At 42.4% G+C, this 20,772-nt stretch carries 15 protein-coding genes and 1 riboswitch; of the genes, 3 read left to right on the top strand and 12 right to left on the bottom strand.

The window, feature by feature from the left end; all coding sequences use genetic code 11:
- Positions 1-212: 212 nt before the first annotated feature.
- Positions 213-1,274, bottom strand: a complete 1,062-nt coding sequence (locus JOC94_RS06800; protein WP_077109656.1) for a FecCD family ABC transporter permease — start codon at positions 1,272-1,274, stop codon at positions 213-215.
- On the bottom strand, positions 1,237-2,205 hold the full coding sequence (locus tag JOC94_RS06795; RefSeq protein WP_077109730.1) for an ABC transporter substrate-binding protein: 969 nt from the start codon (positions 2,203-2,205) through the stop codon (positions 1,237-1,239). Before JOC94_RS06795 ends, JOC94_RS06800 begins: the two co-directional genes overlap by 38 nt.
- Positions 2,206-2,337: 132 nt before the next feature.
- Positions 2,338-2,544, bottom strand: a riboswitch (cobalamin riboswitch).
- 109 nt (positions 2,545-2,653) lie between these two features.
- Here JOC94_RS06795 and cls point away from each other — a divergent pair.
- On the top strand, positions 2,654-3,856 hold the full coding sequence (cls, locus tag JOC94_RS06790) for a cardiolipin synthase (RefSeq protein WP_236017005.1): 1,203 nt from the start codon (positions 2,654-2,656) through the stop codon (positions 3,854-3,856).
- 478 nt (positions 3,857-4,334) lie between these two features.
- On the opposite strand, the gene JOC94_RS06785 is transcribed toward cls, so the two are convergent.
- The 6 genes from JOC94_RS06785 to JOC94_RS06760 all read right to left on the bottom strand — a co-directional run bounded on the left by JOC94_RS06785 (position 4,335) and on the right by JOC94_RS06760 (position 11,939).
- Complete coding sequence (locus JOC94_RS06785) at positions 4,335-4,484, bottom strand: hypothetical protein (protein ID WP_171973787.1); 150 nt, start codon at positions 4,482-4,484, stop codon at positions 4,335-4,337.
- 425 nt (positions 4,485-4,909) lie between these two features.
- On the bottom strand, positions 4,910-5,989 hold the full coding sequence (gene nheC, locus JOC94_RS06780) for a non-hemolytic enterotoxin subunit C (RefSeq protein WP_083717227.1): 1,080 nt from the start codon (positions 5,987-5,989) through the stop codon (positions 4,910-4,912).
- Positions 5,990-6,242: 253 nt separating this feature from the next.
- On the bottom strand, positions 6,243-7,433 hold the full coding sequence (gene nheB / locus JOC94_RS06775; protein ID WP_321189651.1) for a non-hemolytic enterotoxin subunit B: 1,191 nt from the start codon (positions 7,431-7,433) through the stop codon (positions 6,243-6,245).
- 27 nt (positions 7,434-7,460) lie between these two features.
- Positions 7,461-8,579: an HBL/NHE enterotoxin family protein gene (locus JOC94_RS06770; protein ID WP_205178886.1), complete on the bottom strand. Its 1,119-nt coding sequence runs from the start codon at positions 8,577-8,579 to the stop codon at positions 7,461-7,463.
- 1,249 nt (positions 8,580-9,828) lie between these two features.
- On the bottom strand, positions 9,829-11,499 hold the full coding sequence (gene argS, locus JOC94_RS06765) for an arginine--tRNA ligase (protein ID WP_077109659.1): 1,671 nt from the start codon (positions 11,497-11,499) through the stop codon (positions 9,829-9,831).
- Positions 11,500-11,507: 8 nt separating this feature from the next.
- Complete coding sequence (locus JOC94_RS06760) at positions 11,508-11,939, bottom strand: DUF1934 domain-containing protein (RefSeq protein WP_083717229.1); 432 nt, start codon at positions 11,937-11,939, stop codon at positions 11,508-11,510.
- A 326-nt stretch (positions 11,940-12,265) separates the two neighbouring features.
- Here JOC94_RS06760 and JOC94_RS06755 point away from each other — a divergent pair, with 326 nt between their 5' ends.
- A complete protein-coding gene (locus JOC94_RS06755; RefSeq protein WP_077109661.1) occupies positions 12,266-14,320 on the top strand; it encodes a transglycosylase domain-containing protein in 2,055 nt (684 codons plus the stop codon).
- A 308-nt stretch (positions 14,321-14,628) separates the two neighbouring features.
- On the opposite strand, the gene JOC94_RS06750 is transcribed toward JOC94_RS06755, so the two are convergent.
- On the bottom strand, positions 14,629-16,395 hold the full coding sequence (locus tag JOC94_RS06750; protein WP_077109734.1) for an ABC transporter ATP-binding protein: 1,767 nt from the start codon (positions 16,393-16,395) through the stop codon (positions 14,629-14,631).
- Between the two features lie 56 nt (positions 16,396-16,451).
- Positions 16,452-18,179, bottom strand: a complete 1,728-nt coding sequence (locus tag JOC94_RS06745) for an ABC transporter ATP-binding protein (protein WP_077109662.1) — start codon at positions 18,177-18,179, stop codon at positions 16,452-16,454.
- Positions 18,180-18,279: 100 nt separating this feature from the next.
- Between JOC94_RS06745 and JOC94_RS06740 the strand changes: the two genes are divergently transcribed.
- Positions 18,280-18,690, top strand: a complete 411-nt coding sequence (locus JOC94_RS06740) for a VOC family protein (RefSeq protein WP_077109663.1) — start codon at positions 18,280-18,282, stop codon at positions 18,688-18,690.
- 820 nt (positions 18,691-19,510) lie between these two features.
- Here the strand turns inward: JOC94_RS06740 and JOC94_RS06735 are convergent.
- Both JOC94_RS06735 and JOC94_RS06730 read right to left on the bottom strand, forming a co-directional pair.
- Positions 19,511-20,020 (bottom strand): YwhD family protein, encoded by a 510-nt coding sequence (locus JOC94_RS06735; RefSeq protein ID WP_077109664.1) that lies wholly within the window; start codon positions 20,018-20,020, stop codon positions 19,511-19,513.
- A gap of 23 nt (positions 20,021-20,043) precedes the next feature.
- On the bottom strand, positions 20,044-20,697 hold the full coding sequence (locus JOC94_RS06730; protein ID WP_205178884.1) for a site-2 protease family protein: 654 nt from the start codon (positions 20,695-20,697) through the stop codon (positions 20,044-20,046).
- Positions 20,698-20,772: the final 75 nt, after the last annotated feature.

Below are 20,772 nucleotides of genomic sequence, written 5' to 3'. Positions count from 1 at the left end.
GATGAAAGCCTCTATTGCTGAAAGTTCGCCAACCGTCCTACTCTTCCGGCTAACCCCAAAATGGTTCCCCTATCCTTTTTATTTTTTCTCTTTGCTTCTACCTGTAAAAGCGAAGCTTTTTTTAACCCTCGCAATAAACTATTCGGAACCACACGCCCATCCTATGGTTTTCCTTTACACAATAAAGGAAGGCTGCCCAAACCGGACAGCCTTCAGCTTCTTTTCCCTAATTTTCTTCGTATTAAAATGACGGCAAACACCGGGGCCCCGATCAATGCGGTAATCACTCCGATCGGAAGCTCGGCAGGATCGATGATCGTTCTAGCCACAAGATCTGCCAAGATGAGGAAAGACGCTCCCGCCAAAACAGAAAGCGGAAGCAAGTGTTTATGGTCCGGCCCCCAGACAATTCTCACCAGATGGGGAATGACAAGACCCACAAAACCGATCGTTCCCGACACTGCGACAGCCGCCCCTGTCAGGACAGAGCTGGACGCCAAGACGGCCACCTTTCTTGGGCCTACGTTGACGCCAAGATGTTTGGCCCGTTCTTCTCCAAAAGCGATCGCATTCAGTTCACGCGCGTTCCAAAAAAGAATAAGGCTGCCGACCAGTAAAAACGGCAAAATAATTTTCACAAAGCTCCAGCCCCTCATCGAGACGCTTCCCAAAAGCCAGCCGATGATTTGGCGCAGCTCCTCTCCGGATAAAGCAATCATCAACGAGATAAAGGCGCCAAGGAAAGAGCTGAAAATAATCCCCGTCAATATGATCGTTTCCACTTTCATCGTTCTGTCAATGCTGCGCGCAAAAGAAAGTACCAAAATGACGGTAATAAATGCGCAAACAATGCTTAATAGCGGCAGTGTATACATTCCAACCAAAGGCAGGGACAATTGATAAAAAAGTGTAATGACCGCGCCAACAGAAGCGCCCGATGAAACACCGAGCGTATAAGGGTCCGCCAGTGGATTGCGCAACAGCCCTTGAAAAGCAGCTCCGGCAATCGCCAAAGCCGCTCCCACCAGTCCGGCAAGCACGACGCGGGGCAAACGAATATTCATGACAATATTCGTATACATGGGATCAGAGGGAAATTCGATCGGAAGGTAAAAAGCTTCACTGCCAATAATGCGTGCAACATCCAGTATGGGCACCTTTACGGAACCCGTCGAGATACTGACAAGCATTACGGCAATCAACAGCCCGATCGCAATGATATAGGGAAAAAAAGGATTATTCTTTGAAAACATCCGGATAAACAGCCTTTGCAAGCTCCTCTACTCCTTCAGCCAAACGTGGGCCGGATCGGCTCACCAAATCTTCGTTGACCGCAATGACCCGTTCTTCCTTTACCGCGTTCATATCTTGCCAGCCAGTGCGTGCCATTACTGCATCGGTAGCATTTTCCACATAACTATAATTGACGATGATCACATCGGGATTCATCGCAATAATGGCCTCTTCATTCATTTTTGGCCACCCTTCTTCTTCCACAGCGTTTTTCGCGTTAATAATAGCCAGCATTTCATCCATAAAGGTGTTTTTCCCGGCTGCATACATTTCGGGAGGAGGGGAGAGCTCGACAAAAACCGACTTCTTCTCTTCTTCTTGAATCTTCTCTGCTTTTTCCTTGATTTCTTCCAGTTTGGATTTCATTTCTTGTACGACTTCTTCTGCTTCTTTTTCATGTCCCGTGGCTTTCCCAATCATTTCAATCGTTTCATACGTATCACTAAAACTTTGCGCGTTATGTACAACAAGAACTGTCACACCGCTTTCCTCAAGCTGCTTTAATCCGCCTTCCCATACGTCCATTCCTGATCCATGGGCAAGAACAAGATCCGGTTCGAGAGAAATGATTTTTTCCACATTTAACTCCATTCCGGCAACCTTTTCTTTTTTCGCCGCTTCCTCAGGATAATCGTCGTTCTCATTAACACCCACCACTTCATTGCCTGCACCGATTGCATACACAATTTCCGTATTGCTCGGAATCAGCGAAACGATTCTTTCCGGTTTCTTTTCAATCGTGACTTCTTTGTCCACTCCATCTTTAATCGTTATCGGAAAACCCGTTTCCTTGGCTTCATCCGTCGTCTTAGGTTCCACGCTTTCATTCTTTGGTTCATCTTTGCTTCCACAGCCAGCCAACAGCCCGGCCACAAGGAAAAGCGCGGCTAATAACATATGTATTCTTTTCACCAAATCCATCCCCATTTCTTTTTAAAAATAAAAAACACCTCCATGCAGAGATGTTCAGGAAAGACACAACCAGTGCCAGATAAAATCATACTTTATTTATCCGAGCTTCATCTCCCCATCCTCGCAGGTTGACTTGTAGAGGTGAAATCGGCAGGTCTCCTGGCTTATGATCATCGCTTCCTGCCCCTTCCCGTACCAAAACACAGTGGGTTATCTCAGGACGCTCCCATTTTACAGTGGCGGGACCGCGTTGGATTTGCACCAACTTCCCTTTTCAGCTTTTTACTGAATGTTCCGAAACAGATTTTCAACAAAAAGCCACCGATTGCCTAAACATATGGAGTTATACAGATATTATACATGAAAAACTTTCGTTTCACAGCTTTTTCCTTTTCCAAAATGGGAATACTAAACGGGCATATATTCATGGACAGGAGGGGGGTTCTCATTGAAGTGGCTTGCCTGCTTTACAGCAATTGTTATCATTTTAGTCTCATTTTGCATGACCGACTATTATATCGGCCGCTTTATTGCCCGAAAAAGAGGCAAACCGCCGCAATCCCCCTTGAGAAAAAGCGACATCACACTGCTTGTCCGGGGAACTGACTTGTTTATCCAGTATTTTGATGACCTCTATAACGCCCGATCAAGCATTCACGTATTATTTTACATAGTAAGAAACGACTCGTTTGGCAAGCTGTTTTTCGACATTTTGATGGACCGTGCAAAAAGTGGTGTCAAAGTCCGGCTGCTGCTCGATTGGTTTGGATCAAGAACGGTGTCCAAACAACTCATCCAAAAAGCCCGGAGGAACGGGGTCGAAGTGCATTATTGCAACACCCCTCGCCTGCCGTTTCTCTTTTTTACCCTCCAACGCCGCAACCACCGGAAAATCACTGTGATTGATGGAAAGATCGGTTATGTGGGGGGCTATAATATTGGAGAAGAGTACATTGACCTTGATTCACTTCTTTCTCCTTGGCGGGACTATCACTTGCGCATTGAAGGAACGGGGACAGCCGATTTACAGAGCGTTTTTTTGCGGGATTGGAAACGAGCGACGGGGGTAACAGATTTCGATGAACAAGCTTTATTCCCTTCGCTCGCTGAAGGGCCTATTACCCATCGCTTTTTCCCAACAGAAGGGGTTGGTGCAGAAGAGGAAATCATCCGCCATATTGAAAAGGCTACTAACAGCATTTTCATTGGCACCCCTTACTTCATTCCACCGAAAAAAGTCATGGCTTCTCTTGAAAAAGCTTTGGAAAACAATGTAAAAGTGACGATTCTTGTACCAAGAATGTCCGACCATCCCATCGTCAAAGAAGCATCATTTCCCTACCTGCGGAAGATACTGGCCAAAGGAGGCACCGTATATCAATACAAAGAAGGATTTTTCCATGCGAAAGTTCTCTTGTTTGATGATGCTGTTTGTGACATCGGCACAGCCAATTTCGACTATCGAAGCTTATTGTTAAATAAGGAAATCAATTGCTTTATATACGACCATGAATTTATTGCCCATGTCAAAAAAATAATTGCCGAAGACATCATGCAATCGACACAATTAAGTCACCGCGACCTTCAAGCGGTGAACATCCGTTTCCGGATAATAGAATGGATTGGAGGTTTGATAAAAGGGTTGTTATAGCGCATAAACTGTTTTTTCCAGGGCCAGCCCTTTATAGTGCCCAAGATGCATTTCCGCTCCACAATGTGTACCAGAAAACATGGGCAGAGCTGTTGGTGCTTTATCATCTTTAAAAACCACACTCACTAACCACGCTTATAGATTTCTAGTGGTATGCCAAATAAATACAGCTGATGCTCTGGTTCATGGATTGGTTCACACTTATGCTTTTCTTCTTTTCTCGGTCTTGGATACCTATTTGGATCGAAAGCTTTGGAGACCCGGTTTTAACGAAAGCTGGAAGCGACCGGTTCGTCATCATGCTCACTTATTGCTTTTGACCGACCTTCTGTTATCGAAAATCTTTATTGCATTCGCAAGACTGTTGGCAAGTCGCATGGATGTTACATTGCCAGTTCATACATTTTTTCACTTGCCAAATAGAACAATAAACCCATGGACTGTATCGGTCATTCCTTCCAGCTTTTCACCCTTTCGTTCAGTAAACGGAAATCTCCTGGGTGTCCTCTAGGGCGCAAATGGCATCCAGCAGCAAGTTTCCTTGATTGATCCGGCAATTCCCTTGTTCGCCAGCGCTACCCGAACCTGAACAGCCTGTTTGGTCTTGGTCATCTATCGGAAGAATCATCCTCCCCCTGATCTTCCGGAGAGGTTTTTTATCTGTGTTTTTACGACTCATTGGTTGCTTGGTTGTTGATGGAGGCCTAGCCGTTTCGGAAGTGCGCCAAATGGCTCATTTTCAAAAAAAAGATGACAAGCGAATGAAGAGTGGAAGATACGGATTTTCTGAAATTTGTCTTCTACTGTCTCTTGCTCACTTACATTCAGGTGTTCCGTGGATGATCAGCGCTCGAGGGGAAAAGCCTTGTTCCGCTGAATCGCATCTCCCCACTGGATAGATTTATTTTGGCTTCGACCATTTAACTTGCCGCCAAATGAAAAAAATCTTTATCATAATACAAGTTGATCAGTAATGTGTTCGTATAGATTTCCGCCTACTCTTGCATATAACTTTGACAAAAAAAAAGGGAAACCTTAGTTATTAAGGAGACCCTATTGAACCTCTTCTATAATATTATTATTTTCTAGTCCAGTATACAGATTATCCGCTACTTGTTTTAATTGTTCCCAGCTGGCTTTTGATATTTGCAAATCTTCTTTTAATAACTCAAAATCTTTTGAGTCAAAATTATCTACATTATCTAACAGGTTACGATATTTTGCCCCTATTACATTCCAGAGGTTGGATATACTTTGGAGTGAGTTAATGGCTTTATCAGTAGTGTCTGCCATATAATTTAGTTTGCTTTGTATATCTGTTACAAGAATCAGTTCCTTTTCTATTCCAGCTATTTTCTCTTCTAGTTTAGCTATTTCCTCATCCGCATGATTTTTTTCTTTAACAGCGCTATCAATCATTGGTCCACCAGCTATACAAGTAATTAAAGCTAAGCATAGTATGGCACCACCAGCTATTTTTCCGTTCGCACTACTAATAACACTGTTGTAATACTCAATTTGTTTTCTCATTAATGGGATATCCGCATTTGATGTGGAAAGACTGGTTTGCAGCTCGTTCACGTTTCCTTTCAAGCTCCTGACATCGTTACTTAACCTGTCTCGAAACTTCATTAAATCTTCCACCATTACATCCACTTTTTGGTTATATTCCAGTATACTCTGATATAATTGGGATATTTCGGCTTCTAATTTTTGGTTGTTTTTTTGTTCAATAGCCTCTAACATGCTATCGTAATGGTTTTGAAACACATCATTGAAGTTGACGACCGTCTTGATCGACTGTCTCATATTAGGTTTTATATCATTTAACCAATCATTGGCGTTTGCTTGTGCGCCCGTCAGATTTTTTGTGATATTGCCTCTTAATTCATCATTGATGGAGGTTATACCATTTAAAGTTGGCAGTTCTTTATCCAAGATTGTTTGAGCATAGGAATCCAATATCGCTACATTTGAACCTGCATCTTTCAACGCTTCCTGAAAATTGTCAGGTCCGAGTTTATTTTCAGTTTGTTGTTGGGCAAATACCACACTTTTTGGTGTTATACAGGCTATTGTAAAAATAGTGATTATCATGATAACCAAAGTTTTTCTAAAACATTTCCTATTCATGTCTATCACCCATTTGGAGTTGGAAATAATATTTCCAATATTTTAGTTATATCAAAAATAAACATCTGCTGAGACAAGCTCTAAAGGAATACATTCCATTTTCAAGGAAAGGCTTCTTGCATAAGCAGTGCCAGCTGAACCCCGTCTAAAAAGACTGAGCATCTCTGCTCCTGCAAGAAGAGAAGTTTTCCTTAAAAAGATTTCATTTCATTTATCGCTTTTTCAATGTTAATCGGGTGTTTGGCTTTTGAAGCTATTGATTATCGACTACTTTAATCTCTTCCACGTATAAATTTTCGGCATAGCCTTTAATATTTTTCCAGCTTGCCTTGGCAATTTGCAGGTCTTCTTTTAAAAGATCAAATTCTTGTGGGCTTAAGACATCGATATTACGAATTAGACTTTTATATTTCGCGCCCATTGTGTTCCACTGTGTAGACATGTTTTGTAATGAATCGATCGCAATGTCGATGGTATCCGTTAAATATTGCATTTGTTGTTTTATGGCGGTTACACCGGCTAATTGGATTTCAGCATTTGTAACCTCTCCTGTGAGAGCTTTAATCTGTGCCTCTGCTTCATCTATACCTTTTTTAGCTAATACAATTCCTGCTGTTCCGCCACCGGTTAATCCGATTCCTCCGGCTATTAACCCAACACCTAGTGGCGTTCCGTAACCTGTGACTAATACAACTACTCCACCAACTATTGCAAGTGGACCGACGGCAGTTGCTACCGCAGAGCCAATTAGAATATTGTTATATTTATTTATAGCGTCATAGTATGTTTCTATTTGATTCTTAAGAAGCGGGATACCTGTTTCTTGACTCGCTAAAATAGTGGTTATCTCATTGGTATGGGCCTTTAAATTTTTTGTGTCCGATTCTAATTTTTCTCTGAATTTTTTTAGATCAACAATTAGTTTATCTACCGCCTGCTTGTTTTCCATAACACTGTCGGATAGTCTGGTTAACCTTGCGGTTAAAGCTGCTGGATCTTTTTGATCTGCCGCTTCTAATAGTTTTTCATAATAGCCTTCAAACTTATTGTCATAGTTAATGATATTTTCATTGGTTTGTATTAATTGTGGTTTTAACTGATCAAGCCATGTCTTGGCATTTTCTCTCGCATTACTTTGATCCTCCACTATTTTTGTTTGCAAAGGTATGGCTATGACACTAACATTTTTAAAGTTGATATCTGGCTGTTTAATGATGGTCAGTGCATACAGATCCATAACAAGTGCATTAGAGCCTGTTGTTTTTATGGCTTCGCGAAGGCCGTCCGGTCCTAATTGAAATTTCTTATAACTGTCAGTCTGGCTCACTTGTACAGCTTCTTGTTTCGCCGCTTCTGCACTAGCATAAGAAGGCGCAATCATACTAAATGCAACTGTTCCCGCCGTGACAATTACCATAATAGGCTTATACATTTTTTTGGCCACTTTTGGCACCTCCTTGAAAGAGCTAATTTATTTGATATTTGTGGTGAAACCTTCAAATTGTTTCGTCTGTTCGTCAATGTCACGAATAATAGCTTTGAGGTATTTCAATTGTTTTTGTAATTCGGCAGGAGTTATAGATCCTGATTCTACATCCTCTGCCAGGCTATTCATAACATTATTTAAAGCAGTAAATTCATTAGCAACTTTATCTAAAATAGTTACTTCGCGTTTAACCATTGCTTCAAAACCAACTATTTGGTCTTCCATGACAGTAACTTCTGTGATTTGCATTTCAACTTCTGATAGCTTTTTCATAAGCACTAGCAGCTCTTCGTGTTTTTGCTGGATAGATCTAGCATATTGTTTTGTTTCAAAGCTTTTAGCGTTCACCAATACTTTCCCCAGAGCTTCTAAGGACGCAACATCAATGGTCTTTGTATTACCACTCGTTTTAACTAAGTCGTAAATTTGCTTACCGAAATTAAATGAAAATTCTGATACTTCTTCGGGATTGTTTAATATTTTTAATAATTCTTCTTGGATTTCTGCCAAGAGCTTTTTAATTTGTTCTCCTAGTTTTACAGCTTCGCCGTTGTCTCCACTTAGTTCATGAATCGCTTTTTCAGCTCTTTCCGCCAAGGCTTGATTGTCCGAAATCAATAACCCTTTGTATGTATTCAAATCAGTAGATGTGTTTTGCATACTGATTTGAATATCTTCCACAGTATCTTGTAGTCGATTAAAGCGATTTAAAAATTCTTTTTTTTCTTGTTCATTATCAATTTGTCCTGCTAATTGATATAAACGGTTATAATACTGATCTGTCCTTTGACTTAAACTATTCAAGGACTCGTTTAAGTAGATTAACTTGGGGCTGTAATAATCAAGCCATTCACGCACATTCGACCTTGCGATTTGTTGATGATTATTTAAACTGCTCATGTTTTTTATATTTATGTTTGGTTGTTTTAGGATAACTAACCCGTATGATTGTAATAACGGATATTGAGAGCCCAATGTTCTGATCCAGTTTGAAAATGTAATAGATGTTAAATCTTCTTTTGGTTGAGCTAACACATTTTTTGGCGCAATTGGACTTAGTATGATAGCTAAAATCATGAAACCTGTTAATAGTTTTTTTATCATGGAAAAAGCCCCCCTCTATATCATTAAAATATCTTCCAAATGCTTTTAAACACCTATTTATTATTCGAGCAAGTAGAAGGTCTGATCCTAAGAGATCAACTAACTAAATAACGAATGGTAAATGAGTTACGAGTTTAAGGGTTGTAATGGAAAAGCAGCTTGGCGCATCTTTGAGTTGATTTCCACTTCCTTTTGATATTCGTGAAATGTTCCGAAGAAATGCTTGCAACGTAGTAGTGTTGGAGTTAAACGGGCTTTTCAGCTTGTGGAAAAGATTAACGGGCTTGCACTTGAATGACATAGCCTCTGTAATCAATATGAATGTTTCAAAAGCAAATAGACAGAAATTGAAAAATAATGAATGACCTACATTTCATTGCACTTTTATTTATCATTCAGTATTAGGCCCTCAAGATTATGTACAGAGTATCGACCACCCTTCACGAGCTGTGCAATAACACGCGTATCTTTGGCTTTTTCCTGGTTAATGATCATCTAGCTTTTGATTTCTTTACCGATACAAAATCATAGTCGTAGGCTACAAGGTAGGCTAAGCGTTTTCAATAGTGACATGGCGGCTTTTGCGCCAAGCATGACACCAAAGTAAATCCTAACAGTATAATCGTTGTTGATAGCACTTCCCTTACTTAGGCTTTACTTTAATATAAAATGCCTAGATTGAGACAGTCAACTGGATATTGTTGGTATTTTTCCTCCATTTATTGGGGGCGAGCTTTTGAGAGGGGAAAGGAACTAATCAAATGATTGATTATATGGTATATAGTGCCAGATGTATATTGATTTTGCATCATACATAAGATTACAAAGATCCAGTAGATTGCCTTGAAAACAAACCTACGTCGATAATACAGCTAAAAACTTTTTTGAGGTAACACAGATCGGTTGATGTAGCTCAACCAATTACTTTCCCACTTTATGTAAAAATGCCGCCTTTTTTCAGCCGATATTTTCGAGAACATTAGTCAGCTTGACCGAACCATATCATTATAGGAATATAACGAATAAACAGGCGAGTTGTCAGTAATCGAATGTAACAAAAAAGGAGCATTTCTGCTCCTAGAAGATTGCCACCCAGCTAGACAGGCAAGTCTAGGTGGGTGAAAGTCGTTTTCTTAAAAAATAAATGAAGCAGATGCATCTTCTATATACTTAGTATAAAGAAAGCTTGTAGAAAAAATATTACTTACTTTCTCTACAAGCTTAGGAGCGTTTCCGCTCCTCATTTGGTTTACATTTTTTCCGGCGCTGCTACTCCGACAAGGGTAAGGGAATTTTTCATCGTAATTTGCACAGCTTTTACTAAAGCGAGCCTTGCCTTTGTTTCTTCCGGCTTATCTTCATTCAATACTTTTTCAGCGTTGTAATAGCTGTGGAAAGCCGACGCCAAATCAAAAATATAATTTGTGATGCGATGCGGGATGCGTTTGGCAGCCGCTTCTGCTACTTCTTGCGGAAATTCACCAAGCTTTTTGAGCAGTTCCACAGCCTTTTCGCTTTTCAGATTTGAGAAGTCAATGTCACTCTCAATAGACAGGCCTTTCTCTTCAGCCGAGCGCAATATGCTGCAAATCCGGGCGTGGGCATACTGGGCATAGAAAACGGGATTATCATTCGATTCCGCCACGGCCAGGTCGAGGTCAAAGTCCATATGTGTATCCGCGCTTCTCATCGCAAAAAAGTATCGGACAGCATCTAGGCCTACTTCTTCAATCAAATCACTCATTGTGACAGATTTTCCAGAACGCTTGCTCATTTTCACTCTTTCTCCGTTACGATATAAGTGAACGAGCTGAATGATTTCCACCTCTAGGCGCCCAGGATCAAATCCCAATGCTTCAATCGCCGCTTTCATCCGGGGAATATAACCATGGTGGTCCGCCCCCCAAATGTTGATCAGCTTATCGAAACCACGGTTCAGTTTATCCAAATGGTAAGCAATATCCGGCGTGATGTACGTATAAGTACCGTCTTTTTTGATTAATACACGGTCTTTATCATCGCCAAAATCTGTAGAGCGAAACCATGTCGCCCCGTCTTTCGTGTACAGATGACCTTTCTCCTCAAGCAGTTCCAACGTGTCCTTTATTTTTCCACTTTCGTACAAAGACGTTTCGGAATACCACACATCAAACGTAACCCGAAATTGTTCCAGTACGTCTTTCAATTTTTTCAGTTCAAAGTCCAGGCCGTATTTGCGGAAAAAGCCAATCCGCTCTTCCTCGCTTTTATGGACAAATTCATCTCCGTACCGTTCTGCCAATTCTTTCCCGATTTCAATGACATCCTGGCCATGATAACCGTCTTCCGGCATTGCTTTATCCATTCCGAGCGCCTGAAAATAACGGGCTTCCACCGACAACGCAAGATTATGTACTTGGTTACCGGCATCATTAATATAATATTCCCTTGATACATCGTAACCCGCCATATCCAAAATATTGCAAAGGGAATCCCCTACAGCTGCTCCGCGGGCATGGCCCAGATGCAAATCTCCGGTCGGGTTGGCCGAAACAAACTCAACCTGAATTTTCTCTCGTTTTCCCGCATTGGATCGGCCATATTGATCGCCTTGTTCCAAAATAGCAGGCACCAAATCTGTTAAGTAACTATTATCCATGTAAAAATTAATAAAGCCTGGTCCCGCGATATCAATTTTCTTGATAGATGCCTTCGTTCCATCGAAATGATCTTTGATTTCTTCAGCGATTTGACGAGGGGCTTTTTTCGCCACTCTAGCCAGTTGCATGGCCATATTTGTAGAATAATCTCCATGCGATTTGTCTTTAGGTGTTTCCAAGATTACTTCAGGCAATTGCTCTCTTGCAGCCAAACCCGCTTTTAAGACGGCGTTTGCAATTTCCTGCTTTAAACTTTCCTGAATCTTCTCAACAACATTCATATAGTCACCTATTCCTCCTTATAATTGATCTCCATATCATATTCACCCGCATGGGCACCCTGCATAAACAAATCGTAATGCAGCTTTACAGTGCCTTCACATTTCTCGGCGCTTTCTTCAAAGAAGATGCCCCTCGTATTGGTCGATAACAAAAGGCTTCCAAATTCGCTCATGTGGGACCCGCTTTTTTGTTCATTCAAACAAAATTTGAGGCGCATGTCTATGACGCCTTTTCTTAAGATCGTGGCCTCATCCTCATCCACTTTTACAACTGAACGAACTGTCCCTTCTTCTTGGACTTCATCATATGTTAAGTAGACTTTATTATTTTTTTTAAAATAATGTCCAAAAACGACCAATTCGTACGTTTCCTCTTCATCATCAAGCCGGATTTTTGTTATGAGATGGATTTTGACTGGTATTTCTGCTTCAGCCGTCAATGCCATCACTTCCTTTTATGCTTAATATAACCTTTATATTATAGGAAAAACCCGGCAGAAAGTCCATGGAACGACAATGTTATTTGCAAAAGGTTCATTTTTTTGCGTATTTTGTTTCGAAACAATCCAGTCGTCCCGCTTGCTAAAATCAGTTCATTGAAGGTCCGTTCTTATAATGTTGTAAGCCCTTCTTTTATTGTAAGATGCCACCCCCTTTTTAAAAATCGGCCTTATTTTTTACCAAATTACGCGCTTGATGAATAAATTTGGCCGTTTTCTCTCATACTGTTGAAAGAAGATTACTAGAATTTTCGGGGGTGAAAGGGATGGAGGCAGTAACAAAGGAAAAGACATGGAGAACGGTACGCATTTTTTTCTTTTTATTTTTAATGGGGGCAACTGCTGTTGGCATTTTGCTTCTATCTTTTTTCTTGTGGATAAAGGTGCTGGGTCCCCCTCCGCTCTCCATCCCACAATCGACTTTATATTATGCGGCGGATGGAGCGGTTATCGGGGAAAGCAACAGCGGGCAGAAAAGGTATTGGGTCTCGCTCGAGGATGTCTCTCCCGATGCCATTGATTCCATCATTGCGATTGAGGATCGGACATTTTATGAACATAAAGGTTTCGATGTAAAAAGAATAGGCGGAGCCATGCTTGCCAACATCAAATCCATGGGCAAAGTCCAAGGAGCAAGTACGATTACCCAGCAATACGCCCGCAATTTATTTTTAACGTTGGAGAAAACATGGACGAGAAAGCTGCTGGAAGCATTTTATACGATACGCCTAGAGTTTAATTACAGCAAGGATGATATTCTTGAAGGCTATTTGAATACAATTTCGTACGGTCATGGTGCCTATGGCATTGAAGCCGCCAGTCAATTTTACTTTGGAAAAAGCGCGAATGAGCTTTCTCTGGCGGAATCCGCCATGCTTGCTGGGATTCCGAAAGGACCGGGGATTTACTCTCCCCTTGTCTCACCTAAAAAGGCAAAAGAAAGACAGCATCTGATTTTAACGGCCATGGAGAAAACGGGGAAAATCTCTGCTGCAGAAAAAGAGACTGCGAAAAGGGAAAAGCTTCATTTCATCGGAAAACATCCGCACCATAAAACAGATTTCGCGCCCTATTTTTATGATGTTGTAAAAAAAGAATTGTCATCAAAAGCAGGCTTGGATAATCGGATTGTTGAACTCGGCGGCTTAAAAGTGTTTACGACATTGGATGTACATTATCAGAAAATTGCCGAAGAAATTGTTCAGAAAACCATATCCGATCAATCGGAAATACAGGTTGGATTTGCTGCGATGGAACCTGACACTGGATATGTCAAAGCGCTTGTCGGTGGAAGAGACTACAATGAAAGCCCGTTTAACAGGGCGGTGCAAGCAGTCAGGCAGCCGGGATCAACGATCAAGCCGATCCTTTACTACGCGGCATTGGAACGCGGATTTACACCATCCACAATGCTGCGCAGCGAACCGACAACGTTCAGATTAGACGGGATGCATCAAGAATATACTCCGCATAATTTTAACAACCAATATGCGAATGAAGAAGTAACGATGGCCCAGGCGCTTGCCGTATCAGACAACGTGTACGCCGTCAAAACTCACTTGTTCCTGGGACAAGAGGCACTGATCGAAACAGCCAAAAAAATGGGTATTCAATCCGAATTAAAAAAAGTTCCTTCCCTGGCACTGGGAGCATCGGGGGTGAAAGTAATTGAACTGCTCAATGCATACAGCATGATTGCCAACGGCGGGACACAGGTTGAACCCGTGTTTATCACACGAGTGGAAGATTACCGCGGGAAAGTCATCTACGAAGCACCCGCTTTTAAAGAGAAGGTGTTAAAGCCGGAACTCACATTTGTATTAAGCCATATGATGACAGGGATGTTTGATCCGAAGCTAAGCGGCTATGCCTCTGTAACAGGTGCATCGGTTGTCAATCAAATGTCCCGCGAATATGCCGGCAAGTCCGGTTCAACAAATGCTGACAGCTGGATGGCGGGATTTACCCCAAAACTGGCGTCCGTAGTTTGGACCGGATACGATCAAGGAAAAGAAATGACGTCAACCGCAGACAAGTTGTACGCCAAAAATATATGGATTCGCTTTATGGAAGAGGCTCTGGAAGGACAGGATGAAAAAGATCATGCCTTCTTGCCTCCGGCCAATACTGTAGCTGTCCCGATTGACCCGACAAGCGGAAAGATCGCCACTACCTCCTGCCCAGTATTTCGCAACACTTACTTTGTAAAAGGAACGGAGCCGGCCGAACATTGCATCATCCACTTGGAAGATGAACCTTTGGAAACATCTCCACGGAAAAAAGAAGCGAAAAAGCGGTGGTGGGAAAAAATATTCGAGTGACAGAGTGGAACAGTCAGCAAAGAATGCTCCTTTAAAAGGTAAAATGTACAAATGTTGATCTCACCATGTTTTTAAATAGAAGAAGAGGGTGTCCAAAAGCCGAAAGCTCGACTGATCGGACTCCCTCTATTTCAAAGTACTGATGACCGTTTTTTCGTTCTCTCTGGTAAACGGGCACGATCTGCCCGGAGTCATGATCAGATTTGCGGTTTCCTCCCTGGACGGGCCCGCTCAACCGAAAATGGGGAGCGGCTCGGCCAATTTATCCCTTAGGCATTCCGCTTTCTCATGTTGGCATCAGAAATCGGCTATGCAAATTGGCTTTTATACAGATCCGTATAAAATCCGTTTTGTTCCATCAGTTCTGTATGTGTCCCTTTTTCGATAATGTCGCCCCGATTCATCACGAGGATTACATCAGCGTCACGTATCGTTGACAGCCTGTGGGCGATGATGAAGCTTGTGCGGCCTGACATCAATTGATTCATCGCCCGCTGAATATTCATTTCTGTCCTCGTATCGACACTGCTTGTCGCCTCATCGAGAATCAACATTTTCGGGTCGGCCAAAATGGCCCGCGCAATCGTAATGAGCTGGCGCTGGCCCTGTGAAATATTCGAGGCATCCTCCTCCAGAACCGTATCATACCCATCGGGCAATGTCCGGATAAAGTCGTCGGCATAAGCGCTCTTGGCAGCCTGGATAATGTCTCGATCTGCCGCGCCATTACGCCCATATGCAATATTGTCCCGGATTGTTCCGTTAAAAAGCCACGTATCCTGAAGCACCATGCCAAACAGCGATCGGACTTGTTCACGCGTAAGATCGCGAATATCCATATCATCTATCCAGATGCTTCCGCTATCAACCTCATAAAATCTCATTAACAAATTGATAATTGTTGTTTTGCCGGCACCTGTAGGTCCAACGATGGCAATCTTTTGGCCAGGTTCCACTTCCAGGTTTAAATCTTTGATAATCGGTTCCCCTTCTTCATAACCAAAGCGAACATGCTCAAAAGTAATTTTACCTTGAACTTTACCAAGATCCTTATTCACCGGCACTTCCTGTTTTTCCTCCGGTTCATCCAACAATATAAAAATCCGTTCTGCCGAAGCGACTGCCGTTTGCACCATATTGGCGATTCCCGCAGCCTGTGTCATCGGATGCGAAAGTTGCTGTGAATATTGAATAAAAGCTTGCACATCCCCGATGCGAATGCTCCCGTTCAAAACAAGAAGACCTCCACAAATACTTACAAAGACAAATCCCAAGTTCCCGACAAATGACATCATCGGCATCATGATCCCGCTTATAAACTGAGCGCGCCAGCCGGACTCGTAAAGCCGTTCATTCACTTCATCAAATTCTTTTATCGCTCTTTTTTCATGTCCAAACGCCTTAACCACCTGGTGGCCTGAGAACATTTCTTCAATGTGCCCGTTGATTTTTCCCAGTTCCATCTGCTGCCCAACGAAATGCTTCTGGGAGAAGGAGGCAATCAACCTGATGACAAGGACACTCAATGGAAAAGTAATCAAAATCACAAGGGTCAATGTCGGACTAATCACCAACATCATGATCATGATTCCCGCAATGCTGATGAACGAGGTAATCATTTGCGAAAGCGCCTGTTGAATGGCGTTGTTAATATTGTCAATATCATTGATAGCACGGCTTAAAATATCACCATGCGGATGCCGGTCATAGTAACGGAGCGGCAAGCGGGTGAGCTTTTCATTTACGGCTTTTCTGAGATCAGCCGTCGTTTTCTGGGAGACCCCAGCCATTAAATATTGCTGTAAATAAGTAAAGAGGGAAGAAATAACATATAAACCAAGCAACAGCATGAGCAATTGCTTTAAGAAAGGAAAGTCAATTCCCGTACCGCCTGTAACACTCGCAAAAATGGAAGTCGTCGCATCCCCCAACAACTTTGGTGTAATGACGTTAAACAATGTTGAAAAAATGGCTGCTATAGTTACGAAAGTCAGTTGAACCTTTCTTGGTTTTAAATAAAACAGCAACCTTTTCAATGTTTTTTTAAATTCCTTAGGTTTTTCACCCGGGGCCATCCCATGTCGCGGGCCACCCGGCCCTGGACGGAAGCTCGGGCGCCTGCTTTGTTTACTCATGCCCCTTCCTCCCCGGCTTGTTGGGATAATACAATTTCCTGATAAACTTGATTTTCTGCAAACAGCTCCTTATGTGTTCCAATGCCTGCTATTTCCCCTTCATTTAACACAATGATTTGATCTGCATGGATGATCGTATTGACACGCTGGGCGACAATGATGATCGTAGCCTCTTTCGCAATGTTGAAAAGTTCACTCCGCAATTTTGCATCCGTTTTAAAATCTAGTGCTGAAAAGCTATCATCAAATAAATAAATGTCAGGTCTTCTAACAATGGCCCGCGCAATCGAAAGCCGCTGCTTTTGTCCACCTGAAAAATTCGCTCCCCCCTGCTCGACATACAAATGTAATCCTTCATTTTTTTCTTTTATAAATCCGGAAGCTTGCGCGATATCTAGCGCTTCCCACATTTCCTGATCGGTCGCATCTTCCTTCCCATAGCGCAAATTGTCTGCCACTGTGCCGCTGAATAACATCGCTTTTTGGGGCACATAACCGATCCTCTTCCTCAACTCTTGCTGGGAGATGTTCCGGACATCCTCCCCATCAATCGAGACAGTGCCTTCTTCAACATCATAAAGTCTTGGTATGAGTTTCAGAAGTGTTGATTTTCCCGAACCCGTGCTTCCAATAATTGCCGTCGTTTCACCGGGCTTGGCCTCAAATGATACATTTTTTAATACGGGTTTTTCGGCTCCGGCGTACCGAAACGAGACGTCTTTACATGTGATGACTCCGTTTAGGTTTCTCCTGGTTCTCGGTGTTTCCGGGTCCAAAATATCATTTTCCATAAGGAGTACTTCATTGATCCTCTTTAAAGAAGCTTGCGCCCGGGGAATCATGATGAAGCCAAAAGAAAGCATAATTAATGACATTAAAATCATCATGGCGTACTGTAAAAAGGCCATTAAATTTCCAACTTGCATGAGGCCCTGGTCAATCCTGACAGCACCGAACCAGACGATCGCGATGCTCGTGAAATTCATAACAATCATCATGACCGGAAAAAGAACGGCCATCATTTTATTGACTCGAATCCCGGTATCTCGAAAATCTTCATTCGCGGCATGAAACCGCTGCTTCTCATGTTCAACATTGTTAAAAGCCCGGATGACCCTGACCCCCGTCAGGCTTTGTCTGACAACGAGATTCAGTTTATCTGTCTTTTTTTGCAACGCTGCAAATAACGGAATGGCTTTTCTGGATATGAAAAAAATCAGCAACGCCAAAATCGGCAGTGAACCGAGAAAAACAACCGAAAGGCCCGGCTCCCTCGCAACCGCCAAAACAATTCCTCCAACGAGCATAAGAGGAGCGCGTGTCATCATGCGCAAAACCATATTTAATACATCTTGAACTTGCTTCACATCGTTCGTTGATCTTGTAATTAAGGAAGCTGTTCCGATTTTTTCAAACGTCTGGACAGAAAAATTTTCGACGGTGACAAACAAGTCCCGCCTGACATCTCTTGCAAAACCAAGGGCTGTCCGTGATGCAAAAAATGAAACCCCCGTCATGAGCAAAACAGCTGCCAATGCACAAATGACCATAAGGCCCCCGGTTTTTAAGATGTAAGGAATATCACCTTTTACAATTCCAATATCGACGACATTAGCCATGAGTGTCGGCAGCAGAAGCTCCAACATAATAGCTCCAAGTGTAAGCAGTACGACTAAGGAAATTTGTACATAATACTTTTTTATATGAGCTAGCAAGGTGATCACTCCCTATTCCTGTTCAAGATGAAAAGATGCTAGTAATGAGACTTTTTCAGTTTATAATGAAAAAGACTGAGAATCAAAACTTTGATTGGAGTGAAGAAAAGTGAAGTATCAGGCAACTCCTTATTTTACATTTGGTGGAAATGCGAAAGAAGCACTGGAATATTATAAGGATGTTTTCGATGGTGAGATAGTAGAAATCATGACCTTTGGCGAAGCAGATTTTCCGTCCCCTCCAGAAGCTGAGGAAAGAGTCATTCATGCGAAGTTTCAAAAAGGCAATCTTATTTTGATGGTATCGGATACTTTGCCGGAAAATCATATAATCTCTGGCAACCAAGTTTCGTTAACACTCGAATTACAAAGTGAGAAAGAGATCGAAACGATTTATCAGCGGTTGATTGAAAAAGGATCCATTTCCATGAAACTGCAGGACACTTTTTGGGGAGCGAAATTTGCAAAAGTAAAAGACCCATTCGGCATTATTTGGGATCTCCATTATACGAAGGCATAAACATGTATCCCTGTTTTTTATCGATGTATACTGAACCGACTTGAGCAGTTCTTCGAAAACATGGACAATCCGTAAGCGAAGTTTTTTCAGCTACTGGGATTGGCTTATGTTAACGAGGAGATAGGTATGAAAGACCGAGCATTGCTCCCACAAGGATAAAGGAAACGTCGCGACAAAGAATGCGTATAGCGGGAATATTGTTGAATCCTCTCACACCTACCTTCGAGCAAGCTCCGTGAAGCTATCCCGAAAAGGTAAACATCCCCATAATCTTTGCCGGAGAGTACAAAGTGAAGCCGGGAGTGGACAGATACTAGTCGAATCTTCACCACTCTCTCTGTCCCTAGTACTATGATAAGACCTTACAAAGCTCTTCTTGTCCTTGCTTGCCACGCCCGCACCAGGGCGCCTAGGCCGGCAGCAGGCTCAGGCGGCGACGTCCTGTCTCGCGGCTCTGGCTCAAATGGCCGCGTCCTGTCGCTTTGCCTGCACTTGGACTTCCTGTCCCGCGGCAGACCCAAATGACCACGTCCTGTCGCTTTGCCTGCACTTGGACTTCCTGTCCGGCAGATTCGGTCACGGTTAGGTTTTTAGATAATGAGATATATAAAAGAAGATTTTTTATCATTTTGAAACAAAAAGTGCTTGGGGTGTGCGGCCCCAAGCTTTTTTAAGCGCTAGCCAGCGCTTTTTTGTGTCCCAGTTTGCCATGTGCAAACTATCTTTAAGTTTACTTGCTTTCCCATGAATCGGCAAGCTGGCTTATAACATTTTTTTTTAACTGTCATAGATTGTTCAAAAAGATAGAAGATTGGACCATTTATTTAGCAAATTCTTTTCTTAGTTCTTCACTAGAGTTCAGCCACATTTTCTCATCGTGATTTTTCAAAAAGTCGGCGAGGACTTTTCTCGATCGTTGATCCATGTTGTGGACGATCACCCTCCCCTTCATTGCTTTATCTAAATGATTGACATGCTCCGGCATTGATTTATAGCCGCGGCGGGCGGGACGGTTGATCCACAGTTCACAAGCAGTAACTCCCGCATAATACGGGCCTTCTTCTTTAATGTCCACGGCGACCCATACGACCCAGTATTTCTTTGCTCCCTCTTGGGGGAACTCGCTTTTGTCTTTCAAATACTTAACACCGCGTTCCGTTTTACTGCGGGCATGCATTGCCTGCTCCTCAATCCAGACTTCTTCTTCCTCGACATCAATCATAATCGGTGTAATATTTTCCAGGCTGAGCGAACCGATTCCGAAGCCTTTATGTCCCATGGTAGGATCATCTTTAATGATATTGAACTCAACTTTTCTCTTTTTCTCCATTTCATAACTCCTCCTTTTCCCTATCACAAAAACAGCGCAAATACATTATGTATGCTGTTCACAAAAAAAGGGACGACCGTGTTTAAAATGGGGTGAATTGTATAATGTGACAGTGGAGTAATGACTAAAATTAAAAATATGATTGAACCGTATTGCTCATATTGCGTCATTTTTGCTCTTGCGCCCGGTGAAACAAGGTCTTGCACAATACGATACCCATCAAGCGGCGGAAGGGGCAATAAATTAAACACAAACAGCAAGACGTTCATCCAAATAAACAGGTTGAAAAATTGGATTACAAAGATGGGCAGTTGCGCAGAAACACCCGTCACCATCAATATGAAAAATATGGCAGACCCGAGAACAGCAAGGGCAAAATTACTCACCGGTCCCATCAATGAAACAATAATGCCCGCAAGCCGGGGATTCTTAAAATAATAGCGGTTGACTGGCACTGGGCGAGCCCAGCCAAACCCGGCAATAAAGATAAGTAATGTCCCTATCGGATCAAGATGGTGCATGGGATTCAATGTAAGTCTGCCCTGTTGTTTTGCCGTCGGATCTCCAAATTTATATGCGGTATAGGCATGCGCGAATTCATGTACCGTAAAAGCTATGAGCAATACCGCCGCCACGATCGGAATTTGTTCCAGCGGAAACCTTAAAAATCTTTCCACGTATCCAGCCCCTTTTTAAAGTCTATTGTTCATATTATACAAAATAAATGAACTTTACTCATTCATTGTGTTTCT

This window comes from Siminovitchia thermophila, from assembly GCF_016909185.1.
GTDB lineage: Bacteria > Bacillota > Bacilli > Bacillales > Bacillaceae_C > Siminovitchia > Siminovitchia thermophila.
The sequence above is the reverse complement of the archived record's forward strand: the minus strand, read 5'-3'. Positions and strand labels throughout refer to the sequence as shown.